The sequence below is a fragment of the Nitratireductor sp. GISD-1A_MAKvit genome, from assembly GCF_040819555.1.
GTDB lineage: Bacteria > Pseudomonadota > Alphaproteobacteria > Rhizobiales > Rhizobiaceae > Nitratireductor.
In genome coordinates this window covers 759,393-775,646 of sequence record NZ_CP161920.1, presented here as the reverse complement: position 1 = coordinate 775,646, position 16,254 = coordinate 759,393, and the positions used below count along the sequence as shown (strand labels likewise).

At 61.0% G+C, this 16,254-nt stretch carries 8 protein-coding genes and 2 pseudogenes; 2 read left to right on the top strand and 8 right to left on the bottom strand.

Features of this window, described 5'->3' with window-relative positions:
• The first annotated feature begins 40 nt into the window (after positions 1-40).
• A complete protein-coding gene (locus AB2N04_RS04980; RefSeq protein ID WP_367717462.1) occupies positions 41-3,202 on the top strand; it encodes an efflux RND transporter permease subunit in 3,162 nt (1,053 codons plus the stop codon).
• Between the two features lie 129 nt (positions 3,203-3,331).
• The gene (locus AB2N04_RS04975) at positions 3,332-3,490 is read left to right on the top strand and encodes a DUF3309 domain-containing protein (RefSeq protein ID WP_367717461.1); all 159 of its coding nucleotides are present in this window, start codon (positions 3,332-3,334) and stop codon (positions 3,488-3,490) included.
• Here AB2N04_RS04975 and AB2N04_RS04970 read toward each other — a convergent pair.
• From AB2N04_RS04970 to AB2N04_RS04935, 8 genes and pseudogenes are all read right to left on the bottom strand, one after another.
• Positions 3,487-4,665 (bottom strand): MFS transporter, encoded by a 1,179-nt coding sequence (locus AB2N04_RS04970; RefSeq protein ID WP_367717460.1) that lies wholly within the window; start codon positions 4,663-4,665, stop codon positions 3,487-3,489. The genes AB2N04_RS04975 and AB2N04_RS04970 overlap by 4 nt on opposite strands.
• 75 nt (positions 4,666-4,740) lie before the next feature.
• The gene (gene pyc, locus AB2N04_RS04965) at positions 4,741-8,208 is read right to left on the bottom strand and encodes a pyruvate carboxylase (RefSeq protein WP_367717459.1); all 3,468 of its coding nucleotides are present in this window, start codon (positions 8,206-8,208) and stop codon (positions 4,741-4,743) included.
• A 1,382-nt stretch (positions 8,209-9,590) separates the two neighbouring features.
• A pseudogene (locus AB2N04_RS04960) lies at positions 9,591-10,692 on the bottom strand (branched-chain amino acid ABC transporter substrate-binding protein).
• Positions 10,693-10,841: 149 nt separating this feature from the next.
• Positions 10,842-11,207, bottom strand: coding sequence for a DUF6867 family protein (locus tag AB2N04_RS04955; RefSeq protein ID WP_367717458.1), 366 nt, complete (start codon positions 11,205-11,207; stop codon positions 10,842-10,844).
• On the bottom strand, positions 11,207-11,941 hold the full coding sequence (locus tag AB2N04_RS04950) for an ABC transporter ATP-binding protein (RefSeq protein WP_367717457.1): 735 nt from the start codon (positions 11,939-11,941) through the stop codon (positions 11,207-11,209). Before AB2N04_RS04950 ends, AB2N04_RS04955 begins: the two co-directional genes overlap by 1 nt.
• A complete protein-coding gene (locus AB2N04_RS04945) occupies positions 11,938-13,626 on the bottom strand; it encodes an ATP-binding cassette domain-containing protein (RefSeq protein ID WP_367717456.1) in 1,689 nt (562 codons plus the stop codon). Before AB2N04_RS04945 ends, AB2N04_RS04950 begins: the two co-directional genes overlap by 4 nt.
• Positions 13,626-15,018: pseudogene (gene livM, locus AB2N04_RS04940) on the bottom strand (high-affinity branched-chain amino acid ABC transporter permease LivM). Before livM ends, AB2N04_RS04945 begins: the two are co-directional and overlap by 1 nt.
• Positions 15,018-15,941, bottom strand: coding sequence for a branched-chain amino acid ABC transporter permease LivH (locus tag AB2N04_RS04935; protein WP_367717455.1), 924 nt, complete (start codon positions 15,939-15,941; stop codon positions 15,018-15,020). The pseudogene livM and the gene AB2N04_RS04935 overlap by 1 nt, the downstream one beginning before the upstream one ends.
• Positions 15,942-16,254 lie beyond the last annotated feature (313 nt).

Here is a 16,254-nt window from a genome sequence, read left to right as displayed (position 1 = left end):
GGTGGCAGGGGCCCATGGGACAAGGACAGGACACTCCACGATGGATATCGTCCGCATCGCCATCCAGAATGCCAGACTGACCTTATCGATCCTGCTGTTCTTCGTGATCGCCGGTGCGCTGTCCTATGTCAGCATTCCCAAGGAAGCCGAGCCGGATGTACCGATCCCGATCATCTATGTGAGCCTGTCCTATCAGGGCATTTCTCCCGAGGATTCGGAGCGGCTGCTCCTGCGTCCCATAGAGACGCGGCTGAAAAGCCTGGAAGGCGTCAAGGAAATGCGCTCGTCCGCCTATCAAAGCGGTGGCTACGTCCTCGTCGAGTTCCAGGCAGGCTACGACTTCTCCAATGCCATCGAGGATGTGCGTGCCAAGGTCGCCGATGCCCGACGGGAACTGCCGCAAGGCGCCGACGAGCCGTCGGTTCACGAAGTCAATGTTTCCGAATTCCCGATCCTCGTCGTGACGTTGGCCGGCAATGTGCCTGAGCGGGTCCTTTCAACCGCAGCCCGCGAGCTACGGGACAGGATCGAAGAGATTCCAGGCGTTCTGGAGGGCACGCTGCAGGGCTCCCGCGACGAGCTTGTGGAGGTTCTCATCGATCCGGTGAAGCTGTCGTCTTATGGCCTACAGCTCGACCAGATGATCAACGGCGTTGCCGCCTCCAACAGTCTGGTTGCAGCCGGTTCGCTGGAAGGTGAAGCCGGGCGTTATGCCGTGAAGGTACCATCACTGATCGAAACGGTCGAAGATGTCGCCAACCTGCCGATCGTCTCAAGCCCCGACGCCGTGGTGCGTGCGCGCGATCTTGCCGAGATCCGCTCCACCTTCAAGGACGCCGAGACCATTACCCGGCTGAACGGCCAGAACGCGATTGCCATCGAAGTGAAGAAGCGCGTGGGCGCCAATCTCGTCGACACGGTGGATGCGGTCAAAACCGCTGCCGCAGCGTTCGAGGAGGTCACCGACGGAAACATCACCGTCTCCTATAGCCAGGACAAATCGGTGATGATCCGCGACATGCTGAGCGATCTGCAAAACCACGTCCTGATTGCCGTCATTCTCGTCTTCATCGTTGTGCTTTACACGCTTTCCGGACGCGCCTCGCTGCTGATTGGGCTGGCGGTACCGGCGTCCTTCCTGATGGGCATCTATGCCCTGTCGCTAGGCGGCTTCACCGTCAACATGGTGGTGCTGTTCAGCCTCATCCTGGCGGTGGGCATGCTGGTCGATGATGCCATCATCGTAACGGAATTTGCCGAAAGGCGCATGACCGAAGGCATGGACAGGGCGCAGGCCTTCGAGCTGGCTGCCAAGCGAATGGCCGGCCCCGTCATTGCGGCTACCATGACCCGCATCGCTGCCTTTTCACCGCTGCTGTTCTGGCCGGGCATTGTCGGCGAGTTCATGAAATACCTGCCGATCACGCTGATCGTGACGCTCAGCGCATCGATGATCTATGCCCTCATCTTCACGCCAACGCTGGGCGCCATGTTTGCAAAGGCGCATGTGGAGGAAGAACCGAAGCCCGACGGCTGGTATATGGGGCTGGTCAAGCAGGCCGTTCGCTTTCCCAAAACCGTCCTGCTCCTGACCGTGGGGCTTCTCGCCGGCATCATCTACTCCTACTCCCAGTATGGTGCGGGTGTGGAGTTCTTCCCCAATGTCGAACCCGAATATGGCCTGATGTACGTGCATGCCCGCGGCAATCTTTCCCTTGAGGAGATGGACAGGCTGACAAGGCCTGCCGAGGAAAAACTGCTCAATTGGCCTGGCATCGAATCCGTCTACACCCGCGTCGGCAAGACACGCGGCGGCGGACAGGACATTGATGAGGATGTTATCGGCGTTATACAGTATGAGTTCATCGATTGGCGTGAGCGGGAACCGGCAAGCAGGATCCTCGACGATCTGCGCACAGAACTCGCAGGAACGCCCGGCGTGGAGATCGAGGTGCGGGTTCCCGATGCCGGCCCGCCAACAGGCCAGCCAATCCAGATCAGGCTTTCGGCGGCTGACCCTGCTCCTCTCAATGAGCAGGCCGCGGAAGTTGCACAGGCAATCGCGAACGTGCCCGGCGTAATCGATATCGGCGACGGGCTTCCGCCTCCGGGCATCGACTGGGCGATCAAGGTGGACAGGGCAAAGGCTGCCCAATACGGAATCAGCCCTGCATCGGTGGGCACCGTGGTTCAACTGGTGACCAATGGCCTCAAACTCTCCGAATACCGCCCTGCCGGTGTCGACGATGCGGTGGATATCCGCCTGCGGCTTCCCGAAGACCGCCGCACGCTTTCATCGCTCGACCAGCTGCGCGTTCAGACGTCTCAGGGTGCCGTGCCGATTTCCAACTTCGTCACGCGCGAGCCCGAACGCTCCACCGGAATTCTCAACCGCATTGATGGCCAGCGCACCATTGTCGTGAGTGCCAATGTGGCAAGCGGCTTCCAGGTCGCCACCGTACAGGCCGAGGTCACGAAGGTGCTTGGTGAGCTTGATCTTGGTGCAACCCGCTGGAAATTGGCGGGTTCCAACGAGGAAAGCGCAGAAGCCAGCGCCTTTCTCTCCAAGGCATTCGGCGCGGCAATCTTCCTGATCTTCGTGGTTCTGCTTGCCCAGTTCAACAAGTTCACCAGCGTCTTCCTCGTGCTGATGACCGTGGTGATGGCGACGATCGGTGTCTTCCTTGGTCTTCTCATAACCGGACAGCCCTTCGGCATCGTCATGTCGGGTATCGGGGTCATTGCGCTCGCCGGCGTCGTCGTGAACAACAACATCGTTCTGATCGACACCTACGACCGGCTGCGCCGGGAAGGCTGGAAAAAGCGGGAAGCCATTCTGCAGACCTGCCGTGAGCGCGCCCGTCCCGTCATGCTTACAGCCATCTCTGCCGTTCTTGGCGTTCTGCCAATCGCCTTCGGGCTGGGGCTGGAGCTGTTCCATCAGGAAGTCACCATCGGTGCACCTTCCACCCAATGGTGGGTTTCACTTTCCGGAGCCATTGTCTATGGCCTGACATTTGCGACAATCCTGACCCTGATCGTTACGCCCTCAGCGCTGATGGTTTTCACACGCGAAACGTTGCCAGCCGGGGAAAAAAGGCGCGGTCTGCTGGCGCGTCTGTTCCGCCGAAAGCGGAAGGAAATCAAGACGGCCGACAATACGGATGTTCCCGGTGGCTCCCTGCCAAGCGCTGCCGAATAACTGGAAATCACGATCCCGACACGATGGCCGGCAGATCCGTGTGATCTGCCGGTTTTTTTCCGTTCCGTGGAACCTCACGGCGGCGCGAACGTTCAGCAGAACGATTTCAAAAAAAGCGAGGAACATGCCATGTCGCTCGGGACAATCCTCATCATTGTTCTCATTCTGGTCCTGATCGGTGCCGTCCCAGCATGGCCCTATTCGCGGGGCTGGGGTTACGGACCGTCAGGCATTCTTGGTCTGATTCTGGTGGTCGTTCTGATTCTGATGCTGATGGGAAGCATCTAGAGCTGCCGGGCCGTCTCGACGGTGATCGTATCGGCCGAACTCACGAGATCTGCGAGCACCAGCACGCAGGCCAGCAAGAGCGAGAACGCGATGAAGATCGGCGCAAATCCGGTACGCTCGGCGATGAAGCCCACCAGGGACGGGGCAACCAGCATGCCGGAATAGCCGATCGTCGTCGCCACGCTCATCCCCACGCCCGGTGAAATTCCCGGTTGATTGCCCGCAGCGGAGAAGACGATCGGAACCATGTTGGCGATGCCCATGCCGCTCAGCGCAAAAGCGATGACCGCCAGTCCCGGTGATGGCGCAAGGCCCGCACCCAACATTCCCACCGTTGCGACAATACCCGAATAGCGCAGCGTGCGGACAGCTCCGAAGCGGTTGCGCAGCCGGTCACCGGCAAAGCGCATGGTTGCCATGGCACCCGAAAAAGCCGTGAAGGCGAGGCTCGCCTCGGCGAGCCCGGCCCCCAGTTCCTGTCGCAGGTAGAGCGCGGCCCAGTCGAGCACCGCACCTTCCGGCAGCATGCACACCAGTGCAACCAGACCCGTGACATACACCATGGGATTGCGCGGCAGTCTGCTACGCTTCTGCCCGTCCTGTTGCCGAACAGGCCTCGCCTCGACGAGAAGGAATGGAAGCGTGCCGAGCGCCAACAGGAACGAGAACGCCATCACCACACCCGCATGGGCCAGAAAGCCATATCGCTCCAGAAGAAAACCACCCACTCCCGCACCGACGAAACCGCCAAGGCTCCAGAACCCGTGGGAGGACGACATGACCGCCCGCCCGAGCGAACGCTCTACCGCTACGGCATTGGAATTCATGGATATGTCCATCGCGCCGAGAAACGCACCGAAGAACACAAGCGCAGCCACCATCTGCCAGACCTGTGTTGCAGCCACGAGGCCCGCGAAGGACAGCGTGCATATGAGCGCCGAAACACGCAGCACGACCCGGGAGCCGAACCGCCCGATGAGATAGCCGCACAGCGGCATGACGGAAACCGCGCCACAACCAAACACGAGGATCAGAAGACCAAGTGTCGTCTCACTCAGCGCAAAGCGAGACGCCACGACGGGAATCTGGGGTGCCCAGCTTCCGATCATGAAACCATTGACAAAGAAGCAGGCCGCTACGGCCCACCGCCCGATGGACGCATTGCGGGAAGACATGACGGGCTCCACAAGAAAACGGCGCGTCAGAAATTACCTGACCGCGCCGCATTTAAATCGGTTTAACCGAGATCGTCAATCGCCGTTTTCGAACACGACCAGCAGATCCTTGGCGTCGATCTGATCGCCCGCACCCACCAGAACCTCGGCAATCGTGCCATCACGCTCGGCATGAAGTGCGGTTTCCATCTTCATGGCCTCGATGGACAGAAGCACATCGCCAGACTGCACGCTCTGTCCCGGCTTGACCGCGAGCGTGGAAACGACGCCGGGCATTGGTGCGCCCACATGCGCTTCATTTCCGGCCTCCGCCTTGCGGCGTGCAGCAGCGGCCGTTGCACCATGCACCCGGTCTGGAACCTTGACCCTGCGTGGCTGCCCGTTGAGCTCGAAGAACACGGTGACCATGCCTTTCTCATCAACATCGCCAACGGCAAGGCAGCGGATTACCAGCGTCTTGCCGCGCTCGATCTCGACGAAAATCTCGTCTTCCGGCTGCATGCCGTAGAAGTAAACGGGCGTCGGCAACACGCTTACCGGACCGTAGCTTTCCGATGCAGCAACGAAATCCGTGAAGACCTTCGGGTACATCAACCAGGAGGAAAACTCGAACTCGCTGACCTTGCGGCCGAGCTTCTCTTCCAGCGCCTTGCGATCTGCCTCAAGGTCGGCCGGTTCGAGCAGCGAGCCGGGGCGTACGGTGATCGGCTTCTCGCCTTTCAGGACCTTTTTCTGAAGGGCAGCTGGCCAGCCGGCCGGTGGCTGACCAAGGTCGCCATGCAGCATGGAAACGACGGAGTCCGGGAAAGCGATGTCCTTTTCCGGGTTCTCGACATCGGCGACGGTCAGATCCTGCGAAACCATCATCAGCGCCATGTCGCCAACCACCTTGGAAGAGGGCGTGACCTTGACGATGTCGCCGAACATCATGTTGACGTCGTGATAGGCGCGCGCCACCTCGTGCCAGCGGGTCTCCAGCCCTAACGAACGCGCCTGCTCCTTCAGATTGGTGAACTGGCCGCCGGGCATTTCGTGCAGATAGACCTCGGAGGCCGGCCCCTTCAGATCGCTTTCGAAAGCGGCATACTGGTTGCGCACAGCCTCCCAGTAGAAGGAGATGCGGCGCACCCATTCGCGGTCGAGCCCGGTATCGCGGGCATCGCCCTTGAGCGCCTCGACGATGGAGCCAAGACAGGGCTGGGACGTATTTCCGGAGAGCGCATCCATGGCTGCGTCCACGGCGTCGACACCGCTTTCGACGGCGGCAAGCACCGTGGCGGCGGAAATGCCGGATGTGTCGTGCGTGTGAAAGTGCAATGGCAGATCGGTTGCCTCACGCAGCGCCTTGAACAGCACGCGCGCAGCAGCCGGTTTCAGGAGGCCGGCCATATCCTTGATGGCGATGATGTTCGCGCCGGCAGCCTCAAGCTCGCCTGCAAGACCGACATAGTATTTCAGGTCGTATTTGGCGCGGTCCGGATCGAGCAGATCGCCGGTATAGCAGATGGTCGCCTCGCAGAGCTTGCCTTCCGAGCGAACCGCGTCCATCGCCACGCGCATGTTCTCCACCCAGTTGAGGCAGTCGAACACGCGGAAGAGATCGATGCCGCCTTCCGCCGCCTGTTTGACGAAATGCTGCACGACATTGTCGGGATAATTGGTGTAGCCGACGCCATTGGCGCCGCGCAGCAGCATCTGCAGAAGCAGGTTGGGCGCGCCCTCGCGAATGCGTGAAAGACGCTCCCACGGATCTTCCGTAAGAAAGCGCATGGCAACATCGAAGGTTGCCCCGCCCCAGCACTCCAGCGACAGAAGCTCTGGCAGCGCGCGGGCATAGACGCCGGCAATGCGCGCCATGTCGAATGTGCGCATGCGGGTGGCAAGCAGCGACTGGTGCGCGTCGCGCATGGTGGTGTCGGTGACCAGAACGCGCTCCTGCTCGCGCATCCATTTTGAGAAGCCTTCGGCTCCAAGCCTGTCGAACGACTGCTTGGTGCCATCGGGCACCGGCATGTCGACATAGGGCACATGCGGGGCCGCTGCCTCGGCATTGGGCAGCGCCCGGCCGCGCGCCTCGGGATGGCCGTTCACCGTGACGTCAGCCAGATAATTCAGAAGCTTGGTGGCCCGATCCCGCCGCTTGACCTGCGTGAAGAGCTCGGGCGTCTCGTCAATAAACCGGGTCGTGTAGGTCGCGTTGCGGAAATTCGGATGGCTGATGATCGCTTCAAGGAAGGTCAGATTGGTCGCCACGCCGCGAATGCGGAACTCGCGCAGCGCGCGGTCCATGCGGGCGATTGCCTCTTCCGGCGTCGGAGCCCAGGCGGTGACCTTTTCCAGAAGCGGATCGTAAAACCGGGTGATGACCGCACCGGAATAGGCTGTGCCACCGTCGAGACGGATACCGAAACCGGTCGCACCGCGATAGGCGGTGATGCGGCCGTAGTCGGGAATGAAATTCTGCTCCGGATCTTCGGTGGTGATGCGGCACTGGAGGGCATCGCCATTCAAATGAATGTCAGCCTGTGCCGGCACGCCCGACGCCTTGTCGCCGATCTTGTTGCCTTCGAGAATATGGATCTGCGCCTTCACGATATCGACGCCGGTCACCTCCTCGGTGACCGTGTGCTCCACCTGAATGCGGGGATTGACCTCGATGAAGTAGAAGGCACCCGTGTCGGCATCCATGAGGAACTCGACCGTGCCGGCCCCAATGTAGTTTGTCGCCTCGGCGATCTTCAGCGCGTAGCCGCAAAGCTCGGCACGCTTCTCGTCGTTCAGGTAAGGCGCCGGCGCACGCTCCACGACTTTCTGGTTGCGGCGCTGGATGGAGCAGTCGCGCTCGAACAGGTGAACGGCATTGCCATGCGTGTCGCCCAGAACCTGCACTTCCACATGGCGCGCGCGCTCGACCAGCTTTTCGAGATAGACCTCGTCCTTGCCGAAGGCGGCCTTGGCCTCGCGCTTGGCCTCGGTGACTTCGTGCTCCAGATCCTCGCGGCTGCGAATGACACGCATGCCGCGTCCGCCACCGCCCCAGGAGGCCTTCAGCATGACGGGGAAGCCCACTTCCTCCGCCATCCGTGCAACCTCTTCCATATCGTCGGGCAAGGGCTCCGTTGCCGGAACCACCGGCACGCCGACCTCGACGGCGAGATTGCGCGCGGCCACCTTGTTGCCGAGGCGGCGCATGGTCTCTGGCTTCGGGCCAATGAAGACAATGCCGTTCTCGGCGCAGGCTTCGGCAAACTCCGGGCTCTCCGACAGGAGGCCGTAACCGGGATGGATAGCGTCGGCCCCCGAAAGTTTGGCGACGCGGATCACCTCGTCGATCGACAGATAACTCTCGATGGGACCGAGATCACGTTCCAGATGCGGTCCGCGCCCGACCTGATAGGATTCATCTGCCTTGAACCGGTGCAGTGAATATTTGTCCTCTTCGGCCCAGATGGCCACCGTTCGGATGTCGAGTTCATTGGCTGCGCGGAACACGCGGATGGCGATTTCAGAACGGTTTGCGACGAGGATCTTCTTAATCTGCACTGGCAAAAACTCCGGGAAGAGAAGGTTTGTGCGGGATTGCCCGGCGCGAAACTCCCCTCCCGCGCCGAATGACGCGGTATGATTAGCGTGGACGATGCTGCGGTGCAAACTTTCTTGACGCGAAGTCAGCTTTGCATGTTTTGAAGCCGGCTTTTTCATTTCACGCGTTTCGGCGAGGGTCGCTTCCGCCCGATGGCCGCTCCCGCCTTCCTCACTGTGGCAAGTGATGGCGCTCGCCCCTCATCCTCACCTTCTCCCCGCCTGCGGGGAGAAGGGGCGTTTGGCGTTGGCGGGCATTCTTCAAACGGAGCATGGCGAGAACCGGGCCGTGCTCCTGCACGCTCTTCCAATGGGTCCCGGATAGCCTGCGGCTTCCGGGATGACGGTGTGGCGTGACCTATCCACCCTCGTCATCCCGGCCGAGCGAAGCGAGAGCCGGGACCCATTGAGAGGCGTGGCCGGGTGCCGCAGAGGGTGCGGCCCGTGGTGCCGGGGTGAGAACCGGGCCGTGCTCTTGCACATTCTTCCAATGGGTCCCGGGTCAAGCCCGGGATGACGGGATGGGGTGAGCGCTTCATCGTCGTCATCCCGGCCGAGCGGAGCGAGAGCCGGGACCCATTGAGAGGCGTGGCCGGGTGCCGCAGAGGGTGCGGCCCGTGGTGCCGGGGTGAGAACCGGGCCGTGCTCCTGCGCGCTCTGCCAATGGGTCCCGGGTCAAGCCCGGGATGACGGGGTGGTGGGGAGTGGACATTTCGGGCAGGCTCCATCGTTGCCGCGCGGGGTTTGCCGCCGGGGTCTGGATCGTTCGGGAAACGGGGCGCGTTTTTCGTGCCTCTCTGTTGGGAAATAAGTGGCGCGAAAAGCGCGCCCCGCCGGCCGCTGTCCCGACTGCCGACCGGTCACTCGGGCAAACTTTGCCCTAGCGGCTTTTCCGCAACCGACATGATGCCGGCCGCCGGCCTTTTGCGGGCCCTCACAGGCCTCGGGTCACCGAACCCGAGGGGGAGGCTGCCGTCGCCCCTCCTGATCCCCGGCTCCGGACCCGGTTCCCGACAGGGGCGATGGGGGGAGTGTAGCGGAGGTTTTGGGGGTGGGGGAAAAGGAGTGAATGGTAAATGGTGAATAGTGAATGGGATGAGCACTTCAACGCTCTCGTCATCCTATGGCTTGACCATAGGATCCATGCCTTTGCGGTGGTGACGGGGTGCGCGGGAGAAAAAGTGGGGCAGTTTCTTGAAGGCCGGAGTTTATCCCCGGTGTTGCGGCATGGATCCTCGGATCAGGTCCGAGGATCACGAAGAGAGCGGCGCGCCAGCCGCTTCACCAAAAGGAAACGGCCCGGCATCGCTGCCGGGCCGTCGAACCTCAATCAAGCCAGTGGCTTACTGCTCGAGGTAATCGTACTGACCGTCTTTCCATTCGTAGAAGACATAGCCGGGCAGCGTGACGTCGCCCTTGTCGTCGAAGGACAGGTCGCCGAGGACGGTGGAGAAATTGCCGTCATTGAGTGCGGCAACGACCGGATCGTAATCGGTGGAACCGGCTGCCTCCACGGCATCCTTCCATGCCTGAATGGCGGCGTAGGTGTAGAGCGCGTAGCCCTCAGCCGTCTTGCCGGCAGCAAGCAGCTTGTCGACGACAGGCTTGGCGACCTCGTTCTTGCGCGGGTCCGGCGAGAAGGTCATCAACGTGCCCTCGCCGGCATCGCCGGTGATGGCCCAGTACTCGTCGGTGACAAGCGCATCGCCCGAAACAAGAAGCGTGTCCATGCCCTGCTCGCGCATCTGGCGTGCCATGAGGCCGGCTTCGGTGTGATAGCCACCGACATAAAGGACGCCAATGCCTTCCTGTTTCAGCTTGGAGACAAGCGCGGTGTAGTCCTTTTCACCGGCGGTATAGGCTTCGTAGAGAGCCGCCTCACCGCCAGCTGCCTCATAGGCCCGCCTTCGTGGCATCTGCCAGACCCTTGCCATAAGCGGTCTTGTCGTGGACGAAGGCAACTTTCTTGTCGCCGAAGTTTTCGACGAGGAACTTGCCTGCGACATCGCCCTGCTGGTCGTCACGGCCGCAGACGCGGTAGACGCCGGGGCCCGGGCGGTTGTCGGTGAATGCCGGATTGGTGGAGGCTGGCGAAATCTGGATGATGCCTTCCTCGGCGTAGACCGAAGATGCCGGGATGGAGGAACCCGAGCAGAAGTGACCTGCTACGAAGGCAACGCCGGAACCGGCAAACTGGTTTGCAACCGCGACAGCCTGCTTGGGATCGCAGGCATCATCGCCCACTTCCAGCTTCAGCATTTCGCCGTTGACACCGCCGGCTTCATTGATGTCTGCGACAGCCTGTTCAGCGCCCGCCTTCATCTGCTCGCCGAAGGAAGCGTATTGACCCGTCATGGGGCCAGCAACTGCAATCGTGATGTCCGCCCAGGCGGAACCGGTCATCATCAGGCTGAGTGCTGCGCCAGCCATAAGTGCCTTTTTCATGACTTCTCCCTTTAAAAACACCAGAAGTTCCCTTGGCTTTCCGGAAATGGTGTTTGGCTTTCCGGTTTGGCCTGTGCGGGCCGAGACGGCCCGCTTAATCGGCATGAAACCTCAAATCAAAAAAGAAATAAAGGCTTCACACCGGTTAATCATGAATCCGTTCGGCCCGAACGCTCCCAGCCAAGCGGTCCACTACGCCGATACTCAAAGCTATACTGTGTCGCCATCTGACCGGCGCGCGTAATACGCTTGCCGATAAAGGCGATTATGAGCAGCACGATCAGATCGACAATGTAGTAGTGCAGCGACAGGAGAGTGCCGCTGAACAGCGCGTAGTGAATGAAGCGCGTGGCCAGTGCCAGAAGCACGATATAGAAGGCGAGATGCCCATCGCCCTGCCAGGTGCGCGCCATGGCACGCCCGGTAAGATAGGCAGCGCTGCCGGCCAGAAGCACCGTAACGAAGAAGAACTCCCAGAAGGAAACTTCCCAGATCGGCCCGTTTGCGTGTTCCATCAGTGCCTCCCGCCTTCCAGATATGCCGCGCGCACTTCTTCTTTCTTGAGAAGTTCCGCGCCGGTGCCGCTCATGGTGACGTTGCCATTGACCATGACATAGCCGCGATGGGCGAGCTTCAGCGCATGGAACGCATTCTGCTCCACCAGGAAGACCGTGAGGCCCTCGGTTTCGTTCAACTCGCGAATGGCATCGAAGATCTGCTTCACGATGAGTGGCGCAAGACCGAGCGACGGCTCGTCGAGAAGCAGAAGCTTGGGCCTGCTCATGAGAGCCCGGGCGATGGCCAGCATCTGCTGCTCGCCGCCCGAAAGCGTGCCGCCACGCTGGCTGACCCGCTCCTTGAGGCGGGGGAACAGCTCGAAGACCTTGGCAAGATCCTCGTCGAAATACTCCGGATCGACGAGTGCGGCACCCATCTGCAGGTTTTCCATCACCGTCATGCGCGGGAAAATGCGGCGCCCTTCCGGCGACTGCGCGATGCCGAGGCTGACAATGTCGTGCGTCGGCATGTTTGTGATGTCGATGCCATCATAGACGATCTGGCCGTTGCGGGCACGCGGATCGCCGCAGATGGTCATCATCAGTGTCGACTTGCCGGCGCCATTGGCCCCGATCATGGTGACGATCTCGCCGCGATGGACATCCATGTCGACGCCACGCAGGGCGACGATGTTGCCGTAATAGGTCTCGACGCCGCGCACCGAGAGCAAGGGTTCGTTCTGAGAGCTCATGCCTTGCCTCCCTTAGCGGTGGTCTTCTTCTTGGGCTGTGCGCCGCGTTTGCCGGGCACGCTGGACGCGACCTGGCCCTTGTCGACGCGTTTGGAGAACTCGGTCTCTCCGCCCTTTGCGAGCACCTTTGCCTGCTTGACCCATTCCTCACGCTCGATGCGGCCGGGGAAGGCGAGGTAGGAGCCGACCCACTGCACTTCGGCTTTCTTCCAGGCAGCGATCTGATCGAAATGCCAGACACCGAGAGCGTTCAGCTTCTTTTCGCTGGCCGGGCCGATGCCCTTGACGCGGGTGAGGTTGTTGGCCCCGCCTGCGCGCGGCTTCTTCGTGCCGTGCGGCTGGCTGCCGGGATAATCGCCGGCATTGGCAACCTTGACCTCGCTGGCGGCCGGAGCGGCCTTCGGCTTTGTCGCGGCTTTGGGCTTTGCGGCGGCTTTGGGCTTTGCGGCGGTTTGGGACGCGGGGGAAGCGGAAGCCGCAGCCTTTGCCGAAGTGGGCTTTATCGCGGTGGTTTTTGTCGCGGCGGGCTTTGCGGAAGCAGGCTTCGACGCGGTCGACTTTGCCGTGCGCGGTTTCGAAGCCCTGGCAGCCGGCGTCTTCGTGCTCGCTGCCTTTGTTGAAGACCTTGTCGTTGCGGCGGGCTTCTTCGCTGCCGCACCTGTCTTCTTTCCAGAGGTTGAAGCGGGTTTGGACGCCGCTGCCTTCTTTGCCGGTTTTTTCCGGGAGACCCTGGCCAGATCCTCACGCACCTCCGGCATGTCGATCTCGGCCTCGTCGTCGACACCCAGATAGGCCGCGATGACCTTGGGGTCGTTCTTGACCGCTTCGGCGGGGCCGTCGGAGATTTTCACACCGTAATCCAGCACGATCACATGATCGGAGATTTCCATCACCACGCCCATGTCGTGCTCGATCAGAAGCACGGACACCTTGTGCTCGTCGCGGATATACTTCAGCAACCCGTTGAGCTCGGCGGATTCGCGCGGGTTCAGGCCCGCTGCCGGCTCATCCAGACACAGAAGCTGCGGCTTGGTGCACATGGCGCGTGCGATCTCCAGGCGACGCTGCGCACCATAGGGCAGATCAGCCGCCGGATCGTCGGCACGATCGATGAGGTTTGTGTGTTCGAGCCAGTAAACCGCCCTGTCGACCGCCTCCTGCTGCGCCTTCTTGAAGCCTGGCAGACCCAGAATGCCACCGATGGAAAAGCCGGAGGCCACCATGAGCGGGTTGTGCTGGGCAACCAGCAGGTTTTCCAGAACGGTCATGCCGCCAAACAGGCGGATGTTCTGGAAGGTGCGCGCCACCCTGGCCTTGTGCGAGATCTCGTGATCGGGCATGCGTTCAAGCAGGTAGACGGCACCGTTTCCGGTGGTCTTCCAGCGCTGGCCGCTATCGGTCAACGTTTCCACGTCTTCCTGCTGCCGGCCCGGCCCGTGACGCATCACGATGCGGCCTTCGGTCGGTTTGTAGAAGCCGGTGACGCAGTTGAAGACCGTGGTCTTGCCCGCGCCATTGGGCCCGATCAGGGCGGTGATGTCGCCCCGACCAACATTGAAGGAGAGGTCTCCGACGGCCACGAGGCCGCCGAAGCGCATGGTCAGATGTTCGACGCTCAGGACCGGATCCCGGTCCCAGCCGGGCGTCGACTGATCAGTGTTTTTCATGGTCGTTGCCGCGTCCATCAGTGTCCCTCACCCTGAGCCACCATATCGGCGCCGATGCGTTTCTTTTCCTTCAGGACCACGGATGGTTCCCGGGTCGAAATCAGTCCACGCGGCTTCCACACCATGATGAGAACCATGGCGAGGCCGAAGATCAGCATGCGATACTGAACCGGATCGAAGCCGGAGCCGAAAACCTGCTGAAGGAAGCCGAGATTGCGCAGCATCTCGATGCCGCCGATCATCACGATCGACGCGATCACCACGCCCACCTGCGAGCCAAGACCACCCAGAACCACAATGGCGAGAATGATCGCCGATTCCAGGAAGGTGAAGCTCTCCGGCGAGATGAAGCCCTGCCTTGTGGCAAAGAACGAGCCTGCAAAGCCGCCAAACATGGCGCCAATGGAGAAGGCCGTAAGCTTGGTGTTGCGCGTGTTGATGCCGAGCGAACGGCAGGCGATTTCATCCTCACGCAGCGCTTCCCACGCACGCCCGATGGGCAGACGGCGCAGGCGCATGGTCACGAAATTGGTGATCAGCGCCAGAACGAAAATGATGTAGTAGAGGAAGATGAAGCGCTGGATCGGGTCGTAGGCAATGCCGAAGAAATCGGCAAAACCGCCCTCGCCCCGCTTCAGTGGCAGGCCGAAGAAAGTCGGCTTCGGAATGCCGGAAATGCCATCGGGACCATTCGTGAACTCGTACCAGTTCAAGAGGACCACACGAATGATCTCACCAAAGGCGAGCGTCACGATCGCGAGATAATCACCGCGCAGTCTGAGCACCGGAAAGCCGAGCACGACGCCCCAGCAGGCCGCCAGGATGCCGGCGAGCGGCAGGGCGAACCAGAAGCCGATATCGAGATACTGCGCCAGAAGCGCGAAGGAGTATGCGCCGACGGCGTAGAAGGCGACGTAACCCAGATCGAGCAGGCCCTGCGAGCCCCACCACGATGTTCAGCCCCCAGCCGAGCATGATGTAGGTCATGATCAGGATGGCCAGATCGATAAACTGGCGATCCTTGCCGGGAAAGAAGGTCGTGAAGAAGAAGGGCAGGACCAGTGCAAAGGCGAAGAGCGCCCGCATGAGCCATTTGCCCGTTCCGGCAAAGCGCGAACCGCTGGGCATCGCGTCTGCCAGTTTCCGCGTGACGGGACTGTCAGTCTTGAGCACGAAGAGATTGAGCAGAAGCCGGCCCGCGAACACGACGAGGATCGAGATGATCCACGCGCCCCAGCGCATCTTGAGATCAAGACCACCGGGAGCGATGTCGGTGCGGATACCGATGAAGAAGAAGCCGAGCACAGCGACCAGGAAGCCGGCCATGGCGGCATCCTTGACCGAAGCGGCAAAGGAATTGGGGTCGTTCTGCTGTGCAGCGACCGCCCTGTTCGAACCGTTCATCGCCATCAGACCTTCTCCACTTCAGGCTGCCCGAGAAGACCGGAAGGCAGGAAGATCAGCACGATTGCCAGGATCGAGAACGCCGCAACGTCCTTGTACTCGACCGAGAAATAACCCGACCAGAACACCTCGATGAGACCGATCAGAAGGCCACCCAGCATGGCGCCTGGAAGCGAGCCGATGCCGCCGAGCACCGCTGCGGTGAACGCCTTAACGCCGGCGAGGAAGCCGATGTAGAAATCGATGACGCCATAGAGCAGCACGAACATCAGGCCGGCCACGGCGGCAAGCGCCGCTCCCATCACGAAGGTCAGCGAAATGGTGCGGTCGACATTGATCCCGAGAAGTGCAGCCATTTTGCGGTCCTGCTCACAGGCGCGCTGCGCCCGACCGAGCGGTGTGCGGGTGATGAGGAGCGTGAAGCCCGCCATCAGTGCAATGGTCGTCAGAATGATGATGATCTGCATGTAGGAAAGCTGGACCGAAATTCCGGTCGCGCTTCCCTCCATCAGTGTTATGCCGCCCTGGATCTGCGGTGGCAGCGGCTTGACGCGCGCGCCCTGCGTGATCTGCACGAAATTTTGCAGAACGATCGACATGCCAATTGCCGTGATCAACGGAGCGAGGCGGAAGGACCCACGCAGGGGCCGGTAAGCGAGCCGCTCGACCGTCCACCCCCAGGCCGAGGTGAAGATCATGGACACGATGAGCACGATGAGCAACACCACGGGCAGGAAGGCAAAGCCGAGCACGGTCGTCAGGATCAGGAACATCGCCAGAGCGATGAACGCACCGATCATGAAGACGTCGCCATGCGCGAAATTGATCATTCCGATGATGCCATAGACCATGGTGTAGCCAATGGCGATCAGCCCATAGATGGAACCCAGCGTCAGCCCGTTGATAAGCTGCTGGACGAAATATTCCATGTGATATGCAACTCCCCTGAAATGTCGCCTCTCAAGCGCATTTCTTATTTTTTCCCCTTGATAGTCGTAGAGGAATGACGCCCGATTGCAACGGCAAACTTCCCACGACCGGCTCCTGACCGAAGGCCGGTTTCTCCGGCTCTTGTTGACGCGGGAAGCTAGCACCAGACCACTGCAATGTCATTGCATTGGCAGGAGATTTATGAGGATTTCCAGCGAGTTTCCTCAAAATTTACGGTAATCGCGCATCAATTTTGCATAATTCCGGCAAAACAAGATGGAACGGGCCACACTCCGCCCGAACGAAAGAACC

Coding starts and splice junctions, on each gene's coding strand:
- AB2N04_RS04970 (WP_367717460.1), bottom strand. CDS start 4,665: ATGTCTTCCCGCAATGCGTCCATCGGGCGGTGGGCCGTAGCGGCCTGC.
- AB2N04_RS04955 (WP_367717458.1), bottom strand. CDS start 11,207: ATGGAACACGCAAACGGGCCGATCTGGGAAGTTTCCTTCTGGGAGTTC.
- AB2N04_RS04945 (WP_367717456.1), bottom strand. CDS start 13,626: ATGGACGCGGCAACGACCATGAAAAACACTGATCAGTCGACGCCCGGC.
- AB2N04_RS04980 (WP_367717462.1), top strand. CDS start 41: ATGGATATCGTCCGCATCGCCATCCAGAATGCCAGACTGACCTTATCG.
- AB2N04_RS04975 (WP_367717461.1), top strand. CDS start 3,332: ATGTCGCTCGGGACAATCCTCATCATTGTTCTCATTCTGGTCCTGATC.
- AB2N04_RS04950 (WP_367717457.1), bottom strand. CDS start 11,941: ATGAGCTCTCAGAACGAACCCTTGCTCTCGGTGCGCGGCGTCGAGACC.
- AB2N04_RS04935 (WP_367717455.1), bottom strand. CDS start 15,941: ATGGAATATTTCGTCCAGCAGCTTATCAACGGGCTGACGCTGGGTTCC.